This window comes from uncultured Helicobacter sp., from assembly GCF_910577135.1.
GTDB classification, from domain to species: domain Bacteria; phylum Campylobacterota; class Campylobacteria; order Campylobacterales; family Helicobacteraceae; genus Helicobacter_C; species Helicobacter_C mastomyrinus.
Genome location: NZ_CAJTLL010000006.1, coordinates 37,367 through 55,677, shown reverse-complemented (window position 1 = coordinate 55,677; position 18,311 = coordinate 37,367). Strand labels below are relative to the sequence as shown.

At 40.3% G+C, this 18,311-nt stretch carries 20 protein-coding genes; 12 read left to right on the top strand and 8 right to left on the bottom strand.

Annotated features, from left to right (window positions below; translation table 11 throughout):
• The first annotated feature begins 7 nt into the window (after nucleotides 1-7).
• On the top strand, nucleotides 8-757 hold the full coding sequence (locus QZ289_RS04455) for a carbonic anhydrase (protein ID WP_295699659.1): 750 nt from the start codon (nucleotides 8-10) through the stop codon (nucleotides 755-757).
• A gap of 416 nt (nucleotides 758-1,173) precedes the next feature.
• Here the strand turns inward: QZ289_RS04455 and QZ289_RS04450 are convergent, their stop codons facing one another.
• The 6 genes from QZ289_RS04450 to QZ289_RS04425 all read right to left on the bottom strand — a co-directional run bounded on the left by QZ289_RS04450 (nucleotide 1,174) and on the right by QZ289_RS04425 (nucleotide 7,583).
• The gene (locus QZ289_RS04450) at nucleotides 1,174-1,335 is read right to left on the bottom strand and encodes a hypothetical protein (protein WP_295699657.1); all 162 of its coding nucleotides are present in this window, start codon (nucleotides 1,333-1,335) and stop codon (nucleotides 1,174-1,176) included.
• A gap of 155 nt (nucleotides 1,336-1,490) precedes the next feature.
• Entirely contained in the window at nucleotides 1,491-2,834 is a 1,344-nt protein-coding gene (locus QZ289_RS04445) for a class II 3-deoxy-7-phosphoheptulonate synthase (RefSeq protein WP_295699655.1), read from the bottom strand.
• A gap of 52 nt (nucleotides 2,835-2,886) precedes the next feature.
• Complete coding sequence (locus QZ289_RS04440) at nucleotides 2,887-3,642, bottom strand: SDR family NAD(P)-dependent oxidoreductase (RefSeq protein ID WP_295699652.1); 756 nt, start codon at nucleotides 3,640-3,642, stop codon at nucleotides 2,887-2,889.
• 10 nt (nucleotides 3,643-3,652) lie between these two features.
• Nucleotides 3,653-4,522 carry a S1-like domain-containing RNA-binding protein gene (locus QZ289_RS04435; RefSeq protein ID WP_295699649.1) on the bottom strand — a complete coding sequence of 290 codons (870 nt, stop codon included), beginning with the start codon at nucleotides 4,520-4,522 and terminating at the stop codon, nucleotides 3,653-3,655.
• Between the two features lie 19 nt (nucleotides 4,523-4,541).
• The gene (locus QZ289_RS04430; protein ID WP_295699646.1) at nucleotides 4,542-5,201 is read right to left on the bottom strand and encodes a DUF305 domain-containing protein; all 660 of its coding nucleotides are present in this window, start codon (nucleotides 5,199-5,201) and stop codon (nucleotides 4,542-4,544) included.
• Nucleotides 5,202-5,933: 732 nt separating this feature from the next.
• The gene (locus tag QZ289_RS04425; protein ID WP_295699643.1) at nucleotides 5,934-7,583 is read right to left on the bottom strand and encodes an L-lactate permease; all 1,650 of its coding nucleotides are present in this window, start codon (nucleotides 7,581-7,583) and stop codon (nucleotides 5,934-5,936) included.
• A 315-nt stretch (nucleotides 7,584-7,898) separates the two neighbouring features.
• On the opposite strand from QZ289_RS04425, the gene QZ289_RS04420 reads away from it, so the two are divergent.
• The 10 genes from QZ289_RS04420 (at nucleotide 7,899) to QZ289_RS04375 (ending at nucleotide 16,079) form a co-directional block, all read left to right on the top strand.
• Nucleotides 7,899-8,630, top strand: coding sequence for a (Fe-S)-binding protein (locus QZ289_RS04420; protein WP_295699640.1), 732 nt, complete (start codon nucleotides 7,899-7,901; stop codon nucleotides 8,628-8,630).
• A gap of 1 nt (nucleotide 8,631) precedes the next feature.
• The gene (locus tag QZ289_RS04415; protein WP_295699638.1) at nucleotides 8,632-10,065 is read left to right on the top strand and encodes a LutB/LldF family L-lactate oxidation iron-sulfur protein; all 1,434 of its coding nucleotides are present in this window, start codon (nucleotides 8,632-8,634) and stop codon (nucleotides 10,063-10,065) included.
• Complete coding sequence (locus tag QZ289_RS04410) at nucleotides 10,058-10,717, top strand: lactate utilization protein C (protein WP_295699636.1); 660 nt, start codon at nucleotides 10,058-10,060, stop codon at nucleotides 10,715-10,717. Before QZ289_RS04415 ends, QZ289_RS04410 begins: the two co-directional genes overlap by 8 nt.
• 15 nt (nucleotides 10,718-10,732) lie before the next feature.
• Entirely contained in the window at nucleotides 10,733-11,122 is a 390-nt protein-coding gene (locus QZ289_RS04405) for a winged helix-turn-helix domain-containing protein (protein ID WP_295699634.1), read from the top strand.
• A gap of 69 nt (nucleotides 11,123-11,191) precedes the next feature.
• A complete protein-coding gene (modA, locus tag QZ289_RS04400; RefSeq protein ID WP_295699631.1) occupies nucleotides 11,192-11,956 on the top strand; it encodes a molybdate ABC transporter substrate-binding protein in 765 nt (254 codons plus the stop codon).
• Between the two features lie 18 nt (nucleotides 11,957-11,974).
• Nucleotides 11,975-12,388: a hypothetical protein gene (locus tag QZ289_RS04395; RefSeq protein ID WP_295699629.1), complete on the top strand. Its 414-nt coding sequence runs from the start codon at nucleotides 11,975-11,977 to the stop codon at nucleotides 12,386-12,388.
• 17 nt (nucleotides 12,389-12,405) lie between these two features.
• The gene (gene modB / locus QZ289_RS04390; protein WP_295699869.1) at nucleotides 12,406-13,062 is read left to right on the top strand and encodes a molybdate ABC transporter permease subunit; all 657 of its coding nucleotides are present in this window, start codon (nucleotides 12,406-12,408) and stop codon (nucleotides 13,060-13,062) included.
• Nucleotides 13,059-13,961: an ATP-binding cassette domain-containing protein gene (locus tag QZ289_RS04385; RefSeq protein ID WP_295699627.1), complete on the top strand. Its 903-nt coding sequence runs from the start codon at nucleotides 13,059-13,061 to the stop codon at nucleotides 13,959-13,961. The genes modB and QZ289_RS04385 overlap by 4 nt, the downstream gene beginning before the upstream one ends.
• Nucleotides 13,962-14,034: 73 nt before the next feature.
• On the top strand, nucleotides 14,035-14,715 hold the full coding sequence (locus QZ289_RS04380) for a chemotaxis protein (protein WP_295699625.1): 681 nt from the start codon (nucleotides 14,035-14,037) through the stop codon (nucleotides 14,713-14,715).
• Between the two features lie 20 nt (nucleotides 14,716-14,735).
• Nucleotides 14,736-16,079, top strand: coding sequence for a peptidase U32 family protein (locus QZ289_RS04375; RefSeq protein ID WP_295699622.1), 1,344 nt, complete (start codon nucleotides 14,736-14,738; stop codon nucleotides 16,077-16,079).
• A gap of 2 nt (nucleotides 16,080-16,081) precedes the next feature.
• On the opposite strand, the gene QZ289_RS04370 is transcribed toward QZ289_RS04375, so the two are convergent.
• Nucleotides 16,082-16,294, bottom strand: coding sequence for a hypothetical protein (locus QZ289_RS04370; protein ID WP_295699619.1), 213 nt, complete (start codon nucleotides 16,292-16,294; stop codon nucleotides 16,082-16,084).
• Nucleotides 16,295-17,011: 717 nt separating this feature from the next.
• On the opposite strand from QZ289_RS04370, the gene QZ289_RS04365 reads away from it, so the two are divergent.
• Complete coding sequence (locus QZ289_RS04365) at nucleotides 17,012-17,677, top strand: recombinase family protein (RefSeq protein WP_295699617.1); 666 nt, start codon at nucleotides 17,012-17,014, stop codon at nucleotides 17,675-17,677.
• A gap of 93 nt (nucleotides 17,678-17,770) precedes the next feature.
• Here QZ289_RS04365 and QZ289_RS04360 read toward each other — a convergent pair whose 3' ends face one another.
• On the bottom strand, nucleotides 17,771-18,163 hold the full coding sequence (locus tag QZ289_RS04360; protein WP_295699614.1) for a hypothetical protein: 393 nt from the start codon (nucleotides 18,161-18,163) through the stop codon (nucleotides 17,771-17,773).
• Nucleotides 18,164-18,311: the final 148 nt, after the last annotated feature.

The window sequence follows — 18,311 nt, the reverse complement described above, 5'->3', positions numbered from 1 at the left end:
AGTGAATATGTTTAAACCAAAGCTATATATGTGTATAAGTGTATTTTTACTAAGTGGGCTAATGGCTGATGAGGCTAATATCCAATGGGATTATAGTAAAGATAGAGGTCCAAAGTATGGGGGAGAGCTAGATAAAAACTTTGCCAAATGCCAAGTAGGAAAGATGCAAACACCTATTGATATTATCGATACCCAAACACAAAAAACGCAATATAACCTAGCTTTTGCCTATGCTAGGAATACAAAAAACCTTATCAATAACGGACATTCTATCCAAGTAAATATCGATGGCACAGATTCTACGCTTACATTTAATGGCTCTTTATATCAGCTTGTGCAGTTTCACTTTCATACCCCCAGTGAAAATAGGATTGATGGCATAGCCTATCCGCTTGAAGTGCATTTAGTGCATAAAAATGCAGATGGGAAGCTGCTTGTTGTAAGTGTGCTTTTTGAGGAAGGGACTGATAATGCGGCATTAGAGGAAATTATAAAAAGTGCACCACACGCCGTGGATAAATCTATGGAATTCAAAGCTTTTGACATCAGCACCCTACTTCCAAAGAATACATCATATTATGAATTTATAGGGAGCTTGACTACCCCGCCTTGCACTGAAAATGTGCAATGGGTGGTGATGAAAAATCCTCTTATGCTATCCCAAAAGCAGTTAGAATCTCTACAAAATATTTTACATCATAATGCAAGGGAAGTGCAGCCTTTAAATGAAAGAGTTATTAAATCCGCGGATCAATAGCAATAAAATAAAGCATATTGCTTTTTCTGTAAGTCCCACATTTTGTGATGGCTTAATCCTTAAGCAAAGCAAGTGCAGCGATTATATCGCGGTAACAAAAGTCTTAAAATAGAGAGCTAAGCCCTCTATTTTCACCTAAAGAATAGAGTTAAAACTGCGGTTTCGCCTTGTTTTACCCTTGTGGGACTTCATCAACTCATTTTCTAAGGTTTAAAATCACTAGTCTATCCTCTTTTTTCTTTTTCTATAAGGGGGAGGGGCTGAAAGAAGTCAGCTCGTTGGATTACCCTCTCGCTCCCCCTTATATATCCCCCCTGCCACAAGTGGCGTTCGCAAATATATCGCTCACCCCCTACACCGCTTTCAAGGTATGCACTATCGTGCCTATTTTATTTTTATGTCAGTGAGGATATACCTCACTTGTGGGGAGAAACATAGACTAGAGAATCCAACCTTAGAATCTTACTTTGCAAGTGTGGATAAGCACTTCGTGCGTATGATAAATAAAGCGTAGCTTTAGTTTTGCCCTTGCGGGATTTGCCAAAGGATAAGAGCTTTGCTCGTATGCTACGCTGCATAAGTGTATCCTTTTGTCCTCAAGGGCTATTGCCCTTTGCGAGATTAAATCCCTTCGGGATTGAATGGTGCGAAGCAGATTTTATATCTGCAAAGCAAGGGCATAGGATAGGTTAGAGATTTTAAAGAAGTCTTAAAAGGCAATGCAACTAGGGCTTTAAGCCTTAGCGATTTTAATCATATCCGCGATAAGAAAAGCCATTTCAATGGCTTGAGTGGCATTAAGGCGAGGGTCGCATTGCGTGCTATAGTTACACGCTAAGCCCTCTTCTGTAATTGCCTGTGAGCCGCCAACACATTCTGTTACATCAGCTCCTGTCATCTCTAAATGCACTCCTCCCGCATAGCTACCACAGGCTTTATGAATCTCAAAGAAACTTTTGACTTCATCAAGCACACTATCAAACACACGCGTTTTGTAGCCACTATTTGCCTTAATCGTATTGCCGTGCATTGGGTCGCAGCTCCATACAATCTCCCGCCCCTCTTTATGAATCGATTCTAGAAGTGGGGGGAAATTCTTTTTAATCGTATCTGCCCCCATACGCACGATGAGATTCAATCTACCGCTGATATTGTGAGGATTGAGCTTATCGCAAATCCCCATAATATCCGCCTTGGTCGCATTAGGTCCAATTTTCACACCCACAGGATTCTTAACCCCGCGCAGAAATTCTATATGCGCCTCATCAAGCCCCCTTGTGCGCTCTCCAATCCACAGCATATGCGCGGAGCAATCATACCAATCCCCACTTAGAGAATCCTGCCTACAAAGCTGCTCCTCATAATGCAGCACTAATGCCTCGTGAGAGGTATAAAACTCTGTCTCACGCAAAGATGGGTGCTCTGGATTAATCCCACAGGCTTTCATAAAATCAAGTGCTTGTGTAATGCGTGAGGCTAATTCCTCATATTTACGCCCAAAAGCATTATTTTTTACAAAGCTTAGATTCCATTTATGCACTTGATTTAAATCTGCAAAGCCACCTTGTGCAAACGCACGTAGAAGATTAAGCGTAGCCGCACTTTGATGATAGGCTTGTAAAAGCCGATTAGGATTATGCTCTCGCGCCTTAGCATTAAACGCCATATCATTAATCATATCTCCGCGATAACTTGGCAAACTTAACCCATCGCAAGTTTCCATATCACTTGAGCGGGGTTTAGCAAATTGCCCGGCGATTCGCCCCACTTTGACAATCGGGCAGGAAGCGCCAAATGTGAGAATCGCCCCCATTTGAATGATAACTTTAAACAAATCGCGAATATTAATAGCATTAAATTGTGAAAAGCTCTCCGCGCAATCCCCACCTTGCAACAAAAATGCCTCGCCCCTACACACTTGGGCTAATCGCTCTTGCAAGACTCGTGCTTCCCCCGCAAAGACTAATGGCGGATAGGATTTTAGCTGTGCCTCCACAGATTCTAAAAGTGCCTTGTCTTCATAGACGGGGTGCTGTTTGATAGGTTTGTTACGCCAACCCTGTGCGTTCCATTGCATACATTCTCCTTTGGTACTAAAACATTAAATAAAAGTAGATTTTACCACTTTTTTATAATTTTGTGTGTTTATGGACATTAAGAGCTGCCGGGGCTTGAATAGTGGGCATAATCTCAAGAGTATTGATATTTATATGCTGTGGCAAACTCGCTACCCATAGCACACTTTGAGCCACATCTTCAGGCATTAGAGGCGTAGTATCCGCATATACATTCTTTGCCATTGCCTCATCACCCTTAAATCGCACGAGTGAAAACTCACTCCCTCCGCACAAGCCCGGCTCAATGTTGGTTACGCGGATATTTTTATCATACAAATCTGCGCGGAGATTAAGGCTAAATCGCCTAACAAAGGCTTTTGTCGCACCATAAACATTCCCACCCGGATAAGAATAGCTCCCGGCAATCGAGCCGATATTGATAATATGCCCATAGCCCTGTGCTACCATTTGTGGCAAAAGCAAATGCGTGAGTTTAATAAGAGCTAGGACATTAACCTCTACCATCTCCTCCCAATCGCGTATATCGGCTTTGTCCGCACTGCTTAAGCCTAAAGCCTTTCCGGCGTTATTCACTAGCACATCAATATTTTGAAAGCTAGGGGGCAAGGCTTTGAGGGCAGATTCTATGCTTTTTGTATCTGTTACATCACAAGCGATACTTTGGCATAAATCCCCCAATGCGCTTTGTAGCTTTGTAAGTGCTGCTTTCCTACGCGCAAGGATAATCACGCGATGAGAATGTGCCACAAAGATTCTAGCGATAGCCTCACCAATGCCCGATGAAGCCCCTGTGATAAGTGCTGTCATATTACCTCCTCTAGTTTGTTTGTTTAAATACACCCTCATTTTGCATAAATGCGATTTTACCCTCTCGTGTAAGCTCATTAATGAGACGTTTGAAGAGCTTTTTACTTATCTTAAATCGCTCAAAAATCTGCTCTGGCGAAGCATCAAAATGCAAAGATAAAGGCATAGAATCTAGTAGCATTTGTTTTTGCGCTGTGTTGTGAGGGGTAAAAAGCGTGAGGTCAAGCTTCCCATCAGCACGATAGCCTTGTGTATAGGCGTGGATAGAAGCACCCAGCTTAATACACTCTCCTTGCGGAATTTGATTATGATAAAGTAGCCCATAATACTGCCCCTCCACGACACAACCAAAGCCAAGCGGGGAAGATTCAAAAAGAAAGGCATTTACCTTGCTATGGGGCTTTAGCATTGCCTTTTTAAGATGGGGTTTAATATCACACTTTGCGATAAGACGAGATTGCTTATCTAATGTAATAAAGACACATACTGATATATTTAGGGCAAAACGTGTAGGATTCTTACAGGGCATAAAAATATCCTTATCTAAGCCTAAGTCTAAAAAGCAACCAAAGGGAGAATGCCCCACAACTTGCAAGGTGGCTATGTCTCCACATTGTGCCTTTGGGATTTGCGTAGTGGCAATGGGGCGGTCATTAGAATCTGTATAGACAAATACGGATATATCATCATTTAAGCGATGTTGCGGGGTAATAAATTTGTTGGGCAGTAGGATTTGGGGCATTTGAGAAGTGCAATTTGTAGAATCTTTAGACACAATAGGCGTGAGATATACGCCATTTGGGGAGAATCTTGCAAGGCGGAGCGTTTGGGTTATGCCAATAGGGATAGCAGGAGATTCTATTTTGTTGTGAGGCGACACTTGAGTGCGCCTCATATTTCTAGCGGATTGTTTGAAGGAGGGTTTGGAAGGTCTCAATTTCTGCCTCTTGTGTGCTAATAATTTGCTGTGCGATAGCCTTTATTTCTGCATTTTGCGTATATTGGAGAATCTGCTTTGAAGCGGTGATAGCTCCTTGATGATGGGGAATCATACCAGCAAGAAAAACGCGGTCTAGGCTTTGGTTTAGCGCAACTTCATTCATCGCTTGAAGCATAGATTCCATATCGGCTTTAGCTTGAGCGTTATAAAGGGTTACTTCTTTTGGGCTATATAACTTTTTTTGCTCTTTAAGCTGAGTGATAAGTAGCTCATAGGTGGCGATTTCTGCCTGCTGGGTCTTGATAATATTTTGAGCGATAGCTCGTAGTTTTTGATTTTTAGAATGTTTTAAAAAAAGTTCTGCAGCCTCGATAGTTCCTTGATGATGGGGAATCATATTAGAGAGATAATTGAAATCAAGGTTATCTTCCTCTACAAAAGGCACTTCCATCATCGACTCATGCATAAGATTCATCATTTGCTCTGTTAGTGAGGGCGAAGAGGTGCTTTGCAGTATTTGCTCGTGGTGCTGCATTGTGTGTGGCGGAGTATTAGTATCAGCTGCCATAAGCACATAAACACACATTACATATAAAAAAATAGGTTGTAAAATACGCATATTATTCCTTTTATTGAGGATATACATTAATCATAACAAAAAAAATTTTCATATCTGTAAATAGTTTTTGTTTGAACGATAAGTAAAGCATAGGCTTCACTAGATATTATCTAAGCATAGGCATTTACAAACTTCAATTACTCTATAATCCTACGCCCTACGCTTAAGCTTGCCTACGCTTCAGCTTGTATAAGGCTGCAAACAAGAATCTTTCCCTAAGAAACCAAATAAAATTATCTCTACTAATTTTTGCGCCAATACCCAAAGCGTGCATAATGCCAAAAGAGACTTCAGTATTATCCATAGCCCCAGAGAAATATTGGCTACCCACTCCTTCTGCCATCAATACCACATCATCAGCTGAATGGACTTCTTAGTATTCTTTGAAAGATACGAGGGAATATTGCCCTTATATTCTTCACCATCAATATGTGGATTTACAATATTTCTTCCTTTAGCATCTTTAATTGTGGGCATATCGGGCTTTTTCCGTAATCAATAATGAGCCTCTTGCACAGCAAGCGTTACTTCTGGTCTAGGTCATATTGTATGAGCTGCACTCTTAACATATCTTAGGTGATTTCATTGGGCGTTGTTCTTCTCCGTATATGTGCGAATATAGCAGTAGGGAGTTGTAAAGTAGATGTAAATTGGAATGCAATTTAAGATTATTATTTTACCAATATAGAAGTATCTAGCCCATAAGGCTAGATACTTAAGATGGCTTCTCAATTATTTAGAAAGCGTAACCACATCAGGTATGATAGTAGGTAAGAACATAGCAATAATTGCCGTCCAAATACCAATAAGAATGATAAAGGCGATAGAATATTTCAAAGTGAATCTAAACAAATCAGATTCTTTACCGACTAATCCCACCGCCGCACACGCAATAGCAATACTTTGCGGACTAATCATTTTACCAACCACACCACCTACGGAGTTTGCCGCGAGGAATAATGTTTCTTTAAGACCAAGATTATGTGCTGTAGCCTGCTGTAATGTCCCAAAGAGGAGGTTTGAGCTTGTATCGCTTCCGGTGATAAAGACACCAAGCCACCCAATAACCGGGCTAAAGAAAGCAAAAGCATCGCCTGTGCTTGCAAAGGCAATACCTAGAGTGTTACTCATACCACTATTTTTTGACACAAACGCAAAGGCGACAACAAGTCCAATAGTGATACAAGGAATTGCCATTTCTTTAAGTGTATCCCAAAAGCAATCCGCCGCATCACTCGCTTTGATTCTTAAAAATAAAATAGTTAAGAATGCTGCTAAGAGTATAGCTGTCCCCGCTTGTAAAGCAATAAAATTGATAGGAAGGCTTAAAGGAATAACCCCGCCCTTCTCTGTTTGAATGCTCTGCGTGATGTTATTAAACACAATAGTTACTTGTGTGTAATCAAAAATCGCACCTTTTGCAAAAAGCGCCTTAAACCAAGGCTGCGTCCAAACAATAATACAAGCTACCAGCAAGATAAATGGTAGCCACGCCCTAAAGATTTGTCCTAAGCTCAATGTGCTTTGTGTGGAGAAATTTTTCTCATCATCAAGTCTAAAGATATTTTTAGGCTGCCAAATACGCAAAAACAAAGTAGTGCAAGCAAGTGATACGATAGCCGAAGCAATATCAGGCAATTCCGCCCCTAAATAATTTGAACTTAAAAATTGTGTGCCTGTAAAGCTTACGGCTGCAACCAAAATAGCTGGAAATGTCTCCCTCACGCCCTTAAATCCATCCATTAAAAAAACGATAAAGAAGGGAATCGTAAGGCTCAAAGGCACAAGCATTCTACCCACCATAGCAGCGACAGCGTGCTGCTCTATACCCACGAGGTTAGACATTGCTATGATAGGAATCCCCACGGCCCCAAAAGCCACAGGCGCTGTATTAGCAATCAAGCATAATCCAGCTGCATATAAAGGACGAAGCCCTAGCCCCACAAGCAACGCAGCGGTAATAGCCACAGGTCCACCAAACCCAATAGCCCCCTCTAAGAATGAGCCAAAGCAAAAGCCAATCAAAATCACTTGGATTCTATGATCTGGCGTGATACTCATCACACTTTGCTTAATCACTTCAAACGAGCCTGATTTTACAGACAATTTATAGAGGAAAATTGCCGCGATGATAATCCACGCAATAGGCCAAAGCCCCTGTGCGAAACCTTGCACGAAACTCGCCCCCACGAGTGAAAAGGGCATATCATACACACAAACTGCCAGAATCGAAGCAAGCACAAGGGTTAAAAACCCTGCCTGATAGCCCTTAAGCTTAAAAACCAACAAACAAGCCAAAAAACAGGCTATGGGTAAAAAAGCGATAAGCGCGCTTAAACCTAAGTTTGATAATGGATCGTAGATTTGTTGCCATACTTCCATAAACGTATCTCTCCTTGACTTTAAAAATTTGCAGCAAACAAAAAATTGATGCTTAACTTAAATTATTAAAGATTAAAGAAAAGTAAGCTTAATATATGGCTAGATATAAGCGATATTTTATGCTAATGTGTAAAATCATAACATTTAAAAGCCATTATATCCCCATAAAAGCCATTATATCCCCACAATGGGTATATACGAAACATTTTTAAAAAAGAAAGTTACAGCGATATTTAACCTTTTACATTATTTAAAGCTTTCTATCTATATGATATGAGCGCTTTGAATCAAGCTATACTCAAGGAAGGATTAGTGATGCGAGTATTTTTTTTCTCAACTTGTCTTGGTGGTGTCGCGTGTGCAGATACCTGTGTAAATGCAATTAAACTCTTGCAAAATGCGGGTTGCGAGGTGGTCTTTAAAAAGGATCAAACTTGCTGCGCCCAGCCAAGCTACAATTCTGGCTATTATGAGCAAAGTCGCAAGGTGGCACTTTATAATGTAGAGCTTTTCAAAGGAGAAGAGCCCATTATAGTGCCTTCAGGTTCTTGCGCAGGTATGATGAAAGTCGATTATTTAGAGCTGTTTGAAGGGAAAGAGGAATATGAAAGGGTTAAGCAATTTAGTGAGCGAGTGTTTGACTTAGGCGAGTATTTGCATAAGGTTCTCAAAGTGCGCTATGAGGACAAAGGCAATCCAACAAAAGTTACTTGGCATAGTAATTGCCACGCTTTACGCACGAGTAAGGTAGTAGATAGTGCAAAAGCGCTCATCTCCTCTTTACAAAATGTGGAGCTTGTAGAATTAGAACGAGAGGCAGAGTGCTGCGGCTTTGGTGGGACTTTTAGCATTAAAGAGCCCGAAGTGTCTCATGCGATGGTAAGTCAAAAGATTGAAGATATTCTCTCACGCAATGTCGAGTATGTTATCTCTGCGGATGCAGGCTGTCTGCTTAATATCAGCGGCGCGATGAAAAAGCAAAAAGTCAATGTAAAGCCTATACACCTCTATGACTTTTTAGCCCAAAGAATTGGATTAGGAGCATAAGATGAGCCATCAAGAACATAATACAATCGTCCATAACAAGCTCAATGACCAGCAATTAAGGAAAAATCTTAAAAGTGTGATGGATACACTTAAGGGCAATCGTAAAAATCTTATCGCTTCGCGCTATGTGGATTGGGAGGCTCTACGTGAGCAAGGCAGGGCAGTGAAGCAAAAGACGCTATCCCAACTTGATACCTTGCTTGAACGCTTTGAGCAAAATGCGCTCAAAAATGGCTTTATCGTTCATTGGGCGAGTGATAGCAAGGAGGCAAACGAGATTATCTATAATCTTATGAAAGAAAACCACATCACAAAGATTCTCAAAGGCAAGTCAATGGCGAGTGAGGAGACGCATTTAAACGCCTTTTTGAAGCAAAAGGGCTTAGACCCTGTGGAGACAGATTTAGGGGAGCTTATCATTCAGCTTATTGATGAGCCCCCGGTGCATATCGTCGCCCCTGCTATTCATAAAAATCGCTATCAAATTGGAGAGATTTTCGCCCAAAAGCTCGGGGCAAAGCTAGAATCCGAGCCAGAAAAGCTAAATGAAATCGCCCGTGTGCATTTACGCAAGGAGTTTCAAACCTTCAAAATGGGGCTTAGCGGGGTAAATTTCGCTATTGCTAATGAAGGGGCGATATGGCTGATTGAAAATGAGGGTAATGGGCGTATGAGCACTACTGCAAGTGATATTCACGTAGCTATTTGTGGGATTGAAAAGATTGTAGAAAGCTTTGAAGATGCTTCTATACTTGATGCCTTGCTTGTGCCTTCCGCCACAGGTGCGCCTATCACTTGCTATAACAACATCATCACATCTCCGCGCAAAGCAGGTGAGCTAGATGGACCAAAAGAAGTCCATATTATCCTGCTTGATAATAATCGCTCAACTATGCTAAAAGATTCACATTTTTACCGCGCACTTTCTTGTATCCGCTGCGGCACTTGCCTCAATCATTGCCCGGTGTATGATAAAATAGGTGGACACGCCTACCTAAGCACATATCCCGGACCTATTGGCGAGGTTATCTCCCCGCAGCTCTTTGGTATGAGAGATTACGGACATATGGTGAATCTCTGCTCCTTATGCGGACGATGTAGTGAAGTATGCCCGGTGAAGATTCCACTGGCGGAGCTTATACGCGATTTACGTAGCGAGAAAGTAGGACAGGGACGCAAGAATCTCAAAAACAACGATGGTTCATTACGTAACAAACAAGAAGAGTATGCAATGAATCAATTTGCAAAAGTAGCTACCAATGGCAATACGTGGCGTAGAACATTGAGCTTGGCAAATACATTTGCGCCTTTAGCAAAACCCTTTGCACCTTTGATACCCGGGCTTAAAAATTGGGTAGCATATAGAGAGTTCCCCACATTAAGCGGCAATCTCCACAAAAAAGTATCCAATATGAAAGGAGTAATCTATGAGTAAGCAATCTATCCTAGAACGCGTAAGAGATTCACTCCATAGCAATCCCCTCCATGTAGAATCTTCACATTATACAAATCCGCTTAAAAGCGCAGAAAATGACAAGGTGCAAGAGTACATCACTTTGCAAAGGGCAAATAAAGCCATTGTGATAGAATCTAGCCCTACCACACTTATAAGCGATATTCACAAGGCACTTGCTGAAGTAGAGACAAAAAAGATTCTCTATAATCCTAATATCGCCAATGCACTTGATATACAAGCATTGCGTGAAGCTAATGCAGGGGCTTCTATGGTATTTATCCCCTATGAAAAGGGCATTGATGAAAGCCGAGATGAGCTATTTAGTATCGATACATCGATTATTCACGCTTGTTGTGGGGTGGCAAATTTGGGGATTATTGGTATTGCCTCGCATAAATACGCTCCGCGCCTCTCCTCGCTTGTTACACGAACTTGTATTGTGCTGCTTAAAAAGGCTGATATTGTTGAGGATTTTTATCAAGGCGTGTGTGCGCTTAAAGCTCAAAGTGAGAATGGCGCTCTCCCTACGAATATGATTTTTATCGCTGGTCCTTCGCGCACAGCGGATATTGAGCTGCAAACAGTTTTTGGGGTGCACGGCTCACTAAGAACGTATGTGATTGTGTATTAGAATCTAGGGTAAATAATGAATATTTTTGCACGTTTTTGGTTTGAAAAAGATGATAAAAGTTATATTGGCGTAGGACGTGCCGAACTCCTCACGCGCATTGCTAAGAGTGGCTCTATCTCTAAAGCCGCAAAGGAAATGCGTATGAGCTATAAAGCCGCGTGGGATAGTGTGGATATTATGAATAAGCTCTCCCCCACGCCCCTTGTGGAATCTAGCAATGGAGGCAAGGGCGGCGGAGGCACACAACTCACACCGCTAGGATTTAAAGCCCTTGAGGCATTTAATGAAACGGAGCGTGTGAAAAATATATTCTTTGATTATTTGGATAATGCAAAGGATTTTGATGAGCTTTTAGAGCGACTTTCGCATTTGGAAGCAGCACTTAAGGATTTCAAAACGCATTAAGAAGCTTAATATTTTGGTTATATAAAATATTATATGACTTAACTTTCACTTTAACACAAGGAGTTATGTATGAAGAAATTTAAAAGAGTGCTTAGCGTATGTGTTTTGAGTGCATTTATTTGTGTGGGAGCGGTAGCTGAAGAGATTAATGTCCTTGCGGCTGCTAGTCTCAAATATGTGCTTGAGGATATTAAGAAAGAATTTCTTAAAACACATAAAAAAGATAAGATTCAAGTGAGTTATATCGCTTCTGGCAAGGCGTATGCACAGATTAAAGAGGGTTCTCCTGCTCATCTTTTTATCGCAGCAGATGTCAGCTATCCCGAGCAAGTTTATAAAGATAAATTAGCCCCTGAAGCGCCTAAAAACTATGCCAAAGGCAAGTTAGCACTTATTAGCGCAAATGCTAATTTTAATGCAAGCAATATTGATATTTTAAAAGATGATAAGCTAACAGATATTGCTATTCCTAATCCTAAAGTAGCTCCTTATGGAAAGGCAGCACAAGAGTTTTTAAAATCCCAAAAACTAGACAAAAAGCTTAAATCTAAGCTTCGCACAGGTGAATCCATAGGACAAGCAACTACTTATGTGTTGCAAGGTTCTGCTCAAATTGGCTTTAGTGCGCTTTCGATGGTCATTAAAGATAATAAAACGCCCAATTTAACCTATGTGGTAGTCGATGAATCTACCTATAAGCCTATCAATCAAGCACTTATAATCCCCAATCACGGCAAAGATTCTGTGCTTGCTAAAGAATTTGCAGAATATATTTTGACTTCACCAGTAGCACTTAGAATCTTTCAGGAGTATGGATACGATAAGGCTGATTAGTCATTAGGGATACAAGGAATGAATAAGATTCCATCTCGCATTACTCACATTAGCGCACATAGCGGTTGTGAGCTGATACAAATGCAATGCGCGTTTGGCACATTATATAGCCTTGTTATTGAATCTAATGAATTTACCCTAGAAAGCGAAGTAATGGCTACTTTTAAGGAAAATGAAGTCATCATTTTGCAAGGGCAAGATAATATGCCACTCGGGATTCCTAACGCTTTTAAGGGTAAGATTCAGCCTTTGGGGCAGGATTGTATGTTTGCACGTGTGGCAATTACGCCCATTACTCATACAGAATCTACACTTTCTCAAGCATTGAGTATAAATGCGCTTATCCCCTCACTCTTGCCACTTAGCTTTTCGCAAGAAACATATACGTGGTATGTATCACCTGCTCATATCGTGCTTGAAAGGACTTTGTAGTGGATTTTTTAGAAACAATGCAAACTACTTTTCTTGTGGCGACACTTACTACCATCATTCTTTTGCCTATTGGCATTATCATAGGCAATTATCTTGCATTTTCGCCAAATCCCCTGCGCCCTGTGTGTGAAGTGCTTGTGTGGATGCCCCTTGTGCTGCCTCCATCTGTGTTGGGATTTTATCTTTTGATTACATTTAGCCCTAAAAACGCTTTGGGAGCGTTTTTGCTAGAGCATTTTAATATTAAACTTGTCTTTAGCTTTGAAGGGCTTGTGTTAGCAAGTATTATTTTTTCCCTACCCTTTATGTGTAATCCTATCAAAAGCGCATTTCTAAGCCTCCCATCATCACTTAAAGAGGCAAGTTTCACATTGGGCAAAAGTCGCATTTATACGCTCTTTTTTGTGCTTTTGCCTAATATCAAACCTGCTATATTGCTAGGATGTGTAACGAGCTTTGCCCACACTATAGGGGAATTTGGCGTAGTAATGATGATTGGGGGCAATATCCCGGGTAAAACGCGCGTGGCAAGTATAGCTATTTATGATGAAGTGGAATCACTCAATTACAGCCTCGCACATCAATATGCCTTTACACTCTTTATAATCTGTTTCGTGCTCCTTTTAGCAATCTTTTATCTCAACAAGCATTTTCAGCAAAGAGATATGATATGAATGATATTCATATACGCTTTTCTAAGCCGCTCTTAGGAAGCAATGGGGCATTTACATTAGAAATTGATAAACATATCAACTTTGGCGAGTTTATCGCGCTTTTTGGTAAAAGTGGAGCGGGTAAAACAAGTATTTTGCGCGTTTTAAGCGGACTTGATGGAGCGCAAGATGGCTATATTCGCGTTGGCAAAGAAATATGGCTCGATACATCAAAAAATATCAATCTCCCTCCACAGAAGCGGCGCATAGGATTTGTGTTTCAAAATTACGCACTTTTCCCTCATCTTAATGTGTATGATAATATTTGCTTTGGGATACAGGATAAGAAAGACAAGGGCTATGCTAATGAGCTTATCACGCTTATGGATTTGCAGCCTCTTAAAAAAACAAGGATTCATCAACTCTCCGGCGGACAATCCCAACGTGTAGCACTCGCTCGCGCCCTTGCTTCACGTCCTGCTATCCTACTCCTTGATGAGCCTTTTTCTGCGCTTGATAATGCGATGAGCAAGACTTTGCAAAATGAGCTTGGGCATATCCACAAGCATTTGCATTTAACCACTATGCTTGTAAGTCATAATTTAAGCGAGATCTTTACTCTTGCCTCGCGCACCCTTGTGATACAAAATGGACGCATTATCCGCGATGGGAATAATGAAAGTGTCTTTATCCAAAAACGATTAAGCGCAAAACTGAAGCTAAGCGGTGAGATTATCGATATTGAGCGTTATGAAAATATGTGTATTGTTAGCATACTATGCGGAGGGGAGATTCTAAAAATTGTTTATGACCCTATTGAAGCGGCGAGTTTTAAGGTTGGAGAGCAAGTCATCATCGCTGATAAAGCCTTTAGTCCTATGCTTTATAAATGCGGTGCAAGCAGTGATGCGAAAGAGTAAATCAAATTCATAAACTACTTAAATGAATAATATAGTATAATGGATATTCATTTTATTAAAAAGAGGAAATATAATGACGCAAGAAGAGCTAGATTCTCTTATGAATGGGGAGCCTGATATTACTGAGGTTGATGAGACTTCAAACTCTAGTGATGATTCCGAATTCAAAAAAGAGTTAGTCGATCCTAATGATTTTCGCATAGAAGCAGGTAAGAAGTGGCCTCCACCTCCCCCAACCCAAGAGCATAAAGTCGTCCATCAGCTCGACGAAGTAACCAAAGACACGGAAGTCAAAGGCACACAGATTTTTGACCAGCTTGAGATTATGAGTAATGGAGCTGAAGAAATTATCCAACAAACAAAAAACATTAAGAAGTATTTAGCAAGCCAAGAAGAGCTTTTTGGTAAGCTTTGTGCGACATTCCCTCATATTCAAAGCTTTCAAAATGCCCTAGAAGCGACAAAAAATGCACAGAAAAGCAATAAAGAGATTATAGAATCAGCTAACAATGTGAGCGACGCTTCTATGCAGGCAATGGATTTAATGCAATATCAAGACATTCATCGTCAAAAGATTGAGCGCGTGATTAATGTTATGCGTGCATTGGCTCAATATATGAATTCCCTATTTGAGGGGAAAATCGATGATAACAAACGTGTAAGTTCAGCTGTGTTTATCACCGGGGATAACAAAGAAGATGTAGCTAATGAAAATGATATTGAAGCTCTAATCGCTTCATTTGGCGCGAAATAACCACCCCAAATAAATTTAAGATGAACGCAGCATCTAAAAACATTCAGCTTCTCTCCCCTGCGGGGAATCTCAAAAAGCTTAAAATCGCCCTTGCCTATGGGGCTGATGCTGTATATGGAGGCGTGAGCCACTTCTCTTTAAGGACACGTGCGGGGAAGGAATTTACTTTTGAGGATTTTGCAGAGGGTGTGAAATATGCCCATAATCTAGGCAAAAAAGTTTTTGTTACCATTAATGGCTTTCCTTTTAATTCCCAGCTCAAACTCCTGCAATCCCATATAGAAAAGATGGCAGCCCTCAAGCCTGACGCGTTTATCGTAGCGGCTATTGGCGTCGTAGCTTTAGCCCAAAAGATTGCCCCGCAAATCCCTATCCACCTCTCCACACAAGCAAATGTGCTCAATGTCCTTGACGCGGAGGTGTTTTATAAAATGGGCATTAAGCGCATAATCGCCGCAAGAGAGATGAGCCTTAAAGACGCACTAGAGATTAAAAAGCATTTGCCTGATTTAGAGATTGAAATTTTCGTGCATGGCAGCATGTGCTTTGCCTTTTCTGGGCGATGCTTGATTTCTGCTTTGCAAAGTGGGCGTGTGCCTAATCGTGGGAGTTGTGCTAATGACTGCCGATTTGACTATGAATATTTTGTCCGCAATATAGAAAATGATGAATTAGTCAAATTTGATGGCAGGGAATTTTATGTGAAAAACCCTGATAATGGCGTAATGATGAGACTTGAAGAGACAGAGGGCTTAGGGACGCATATTTTTAACTCTAAGGATTTAAACCTAAGCGGACATATCCGCGAGATTCTAGAATCTGGCGCGGTTGATGCTCTGAAAATCGAGGGGCGCACGAAGTCAAACTATTATGCGGGGATTACCGCTAGAGCATATCGTGCGGCGATTGATGACTATTATGCGAAAAGGGACAATAGTGCATTTTATATCAATGAGCTTAACACGCTTAAAAATCGCGGATTCACCGATGGTTATCTTGTCCATCGCCCTTATGAAAAGCTCAATACGCAAAATCATCTAACCGCTATAAGTGAGGGCAGCTATCAAGTCAATGCCGAAGTCGATGAGAGTGGGGAATGGGCGATGTGCCGCCACACTATTAGAGTAGGAGAGTCAAAGGAGATTGTTATGCCATTTGACGCTGATGTGGCTTGTGGCAAGAGCGAGATAGGCGAAATCTATAAAGAAAATGGCGTAAAAATGATGAGATTTGATAGAATCTGTTTGCAAAATGGCAAAGAGCTAGATTCTATCCATAGTGGCAATACAAATGCCTTTAAGCTCCCTTTACCTCTGCCACCCTTTAGCTTTTTGAGACAAAAAACATTGCCTGATACAATTTAAGATTATTTATAGCTTAAAAAGCCACACAAAATCTGCAGGCTTAAGAGGCAAAACAAAGCTATGCCCGCCATCAAGCTAAAGTGAGTTGCATTCAAAAATGAGTTTGTCTTTGTGGGATTTGCCAAAGGATAAGAGCTTCGCTCGTATGCTACGCTACAAGCAAGTGTGGATAAGCACTTTGTGCGTATGATGAAATCACGCAAGGGGTCAAACAAAGCTTTAGCCTTAATTTAACTCTATCCTTTAGACGTATAAATGGAATGTGTTTCCATTTATACAAGAGCGGCGCACACAGCACAATAGTAAAAGCTATTACATATAATAGTATAATAGCTACCAAGATTCGTGTAAATCTTGCTTTCAGGGCAATCTCCTTTTTATGAAGAGGCTAAAACAAGGACTTGATAAGAGGTAGGACAAGATACGCTCACTCTCAAGCCAAAAGTGAGCGCTTGGACTATCTTAGTAGCACTTGACTACTATTATACATAGTAGTATAATGGCTGCTAAGATTTGCGAATAAATCTTACTCATTTAGCCTCCTTTTTTTAAAGGAGGCTATCATCTAAGGGGCAGCCACCCCTTAGGACAGCCCCACTACAATTATACTACATTATAAAATCTACATTATTCCTTAACAACCCTCACAAATGCTGGCACACTCACTTCCACTACTGGAGGGCAAGCTATTAATGTTCGAGGGGTTTGAATGGCTTAATCATTCAATCTCTTTTCTAAAGAAACTTCGTTTTACAGGAAACTTTTATATTTAAAAGGAATCTTTAGATTAATAAGATATATCGATTTTTAGATAAACTAAAATATTTTATTTGAATCTATTCTGTATAAAAAGTTCATTAATTATATTTAAAGATTATTTAATAAAAAAAATATAAAATTACATTTTTATATTGAGTATGGATAAAAGAATAATGATAATTGCATATCTTAGAGTGGGTGTTGAAAAGCAAGAGAATGATAAACAAAAACAGCTTATCTTAGAATACGCTCAAACCCATCAGCTTATTATTGATGAGCTTCTTGAAGCCACCCTTTCAAGTAAAAAAAGCCAAGAACAACGTAAAATAGCAGCCCTCAAATCAAGATTAAATAAAGGTGATGTGCTTATTACCACTGACCTTAGTAAGCTAGGCAGAGGTATGCTAGAGGTGATGAATCTCCTCTTAGAGCTATCACAAATAGGAATTCAATTTATCTTTGTCAAACAAAAAGAGCTAAGCACATCTCAAAGCAATACAGAGCAACTTATACTTACAATATACGCTCACATTGCAGAAACTGAAAAAGAGTTTTTATCTATGCGCACCAAGGAAGGCTTAGCCGCAGCAAAAGCTCAAGGTAAAATCTTAGGGCGACCCAAAGGGAGAACAAGCATAAGTAAATGGGATAAATATGAGCAAGAAGTCATCGAGTATATTCAAAAAGATTTAGATTTAGGGAGTATTTGGAAGCTTATAGGTAAAGAGGGAACTTACCACGGATTTTATATGTATTGCCGTAGGAATAAAAAAATTGTAGAAGCTTTGCGTATAGAGAAAGATAAAAGCACCTCACTTATTGCGAGAATGAAAAAGTAAGTAGCAGAAGCAAATATGTCAAATAAAGAAGGGTTTTAAACTATTTAGATTGTTTATTTGCATTAACTATTGAGATTAACTCTCTACATAAATCTATTTGCATAATCTGTTTGGATTAATAGTTTGCCCCTCTGTTCTTGATGTGAGTGTGCCAGCATTGGTGAAGGTTGTTAAGCTTGAATTGTCAAGCCATACGACATTTCTATTGGTTTGATTAATAGCATTGGTAATGCTTAAACTTCTTAGCTGTGCACCACTTAGCCCTATACTTGCTCCTGTAACGGCGTGGATTTGAGAGGTTCCTAGAGGAGGATTAGATACATTAATATCATTATTAGACTCATTGCCTGTAACATATACTTGTCGTCCGGCAATATTGGTATAGGTATTCCCATTGAGAGTGGCTCCATTAACCGTGGCATTAACATCCACACTAAGAAGGAGTGGAGCTAGGGTAAGTAAAGTAAAAAGCTTTTGATTAAGCATAGTGAGTTCTGCGGCTTATGTCTTATTTGCATCAGGGATAGTATTACAAATATGCTTATCCCGCTGGTGTAAGTGATGCTAGGAGAAAAGCATTTTGTGATAGTCATTTCAACCCCTTGTATGTGGAATATGGACTGCATTTGCAGCC

Excerpts from the sequence above, each read along its gene's own strand:
- QZ289_RS04395 (WP_295699629.1), top strand. The coding sequence starts at position 11,975 with ATGAATAAGATTCCATCTCGCATTACTCACATTAGCGCACATAGCGGT.
- QZ289_RS04385 (WP_295699627.1), top strand. The coding sequence starts at position 13,059 with ATGAATGATATTCATATACGCTTTTCTAAGCCGCTCTTAGGAAGCAAT.
- QZ289_RS04410 (WP_295699636.1), top strand. The coding sequence starts at position 10,058 with ATGAGTAAGCAATCTATCCTAGAACGCGTAAGAGATTCACTCCATAGC.
- QZ289_RS04365 (WP_295699617.1), top strand. The coding sequence starts at position 17,012 with ATGATAATTGCATATCTTAGAGTGGGTGTTGAAAAGCAAGAGAATGAT.
- QZ289_RS04455 (WP_295699659.1), top strand. The coding sequence starts at position 8 with ATGTTTAAACCAAAGCTATATATGTGTATAAGTGTATTTTTACTAAGT.
- QZ289_RS04360 (WP_295699614.1), bottom strand. The coding sequence starts at position 18,163 with ATGCTTAATCAAAAGCTTTTTACTTTACTTACCCTAGCTCCACTCCTT.
- QZ289_RS04420 (WP_295699640.1), top strand. The coding sequence starts at position 7,899 with ATGCGAGTATTTTTTTTCTCAACTTGTCTTGGTGGTGTCGCGTGTGCA.
- modB (WP_295699869.1), top strand. The coding sequence starts at position 12,406 with ATGCAAACTACTTTTCTTGTGGCGACACTTACTACCATCATTCTTTTG.
- QZ289_RS04445 (WP_295699655.1), bottom strand. The coding sequence starts at position 2,834 with ATGCAATGGAACGCACAGGGTTGGCGTAACAAACCTATCAAACAGCAC.
- QZ289_RS04440 (WP_295699652.1), bottom strand. The coding sequence starts at position 3,642 with ATGACAGCACTTATCACAGGGGCTTCATCGGGCATTGGTGAGGCTATC.
- QZ289_RS04375 (WP_295699622.1), top strand. The coding sequence starts at position 14,736 with ATGAACGCAGCATCTAAAAACATTCAGCTTCTCTCCCCTGCGGGGAAT.
- modA (WP_295699631.1), top strand. The coding sequence starts at position 11,192 with ATGAAGAAATTTAAAAGAGTGCTTAGCGTATGTGTTTTGAGTGCATTT.
- QZ289_RS04405 (WP_295699634.1), top strand. The coding sequence starts at position 10,733 with ATGAATATTTTTGCACGTTTTTGGTTTGAAAAAGATGATAAAAGTTAT.
- QZ289_RS04425 (WP_295699643.1), bottom strand. The coding sequence starts at position 7,583 with ATGGAAGTATGGCAACAAATCTACGATCCATTATCAAACTTAGGTTTA.
- QZ289_RS04415 (WP_295699638.1), top strand. The coding sequence starts at position 8,632 with ATGAGCCATCAAGAACATAATACAATCGTCCATAACAAGCTCAATGAC.
- QZ289_RS04430 (WP_295699646.1), bottom strand. The coding sequence starts at position 5,201 with ATGCGTATTTTACAACCTATTTTTTTATATGTAATGTGTGTTTATGTG.
- QZ289_RS04450 (WP_295699657.1), bottom strand. The coding sequence starts at position 1,335 with ATGCAGCGTAGCATACGAGCAAAGCTCTTATCCTTTGGCAAATCCCGC.
- QZ289_RS04380 (WP_295699625.1), top strand. The coding sequence starts at position 14,035 with ATGACGCAAGAAGAGCTAGATTCTCTTATGAATGGGGAGCCTGATATT.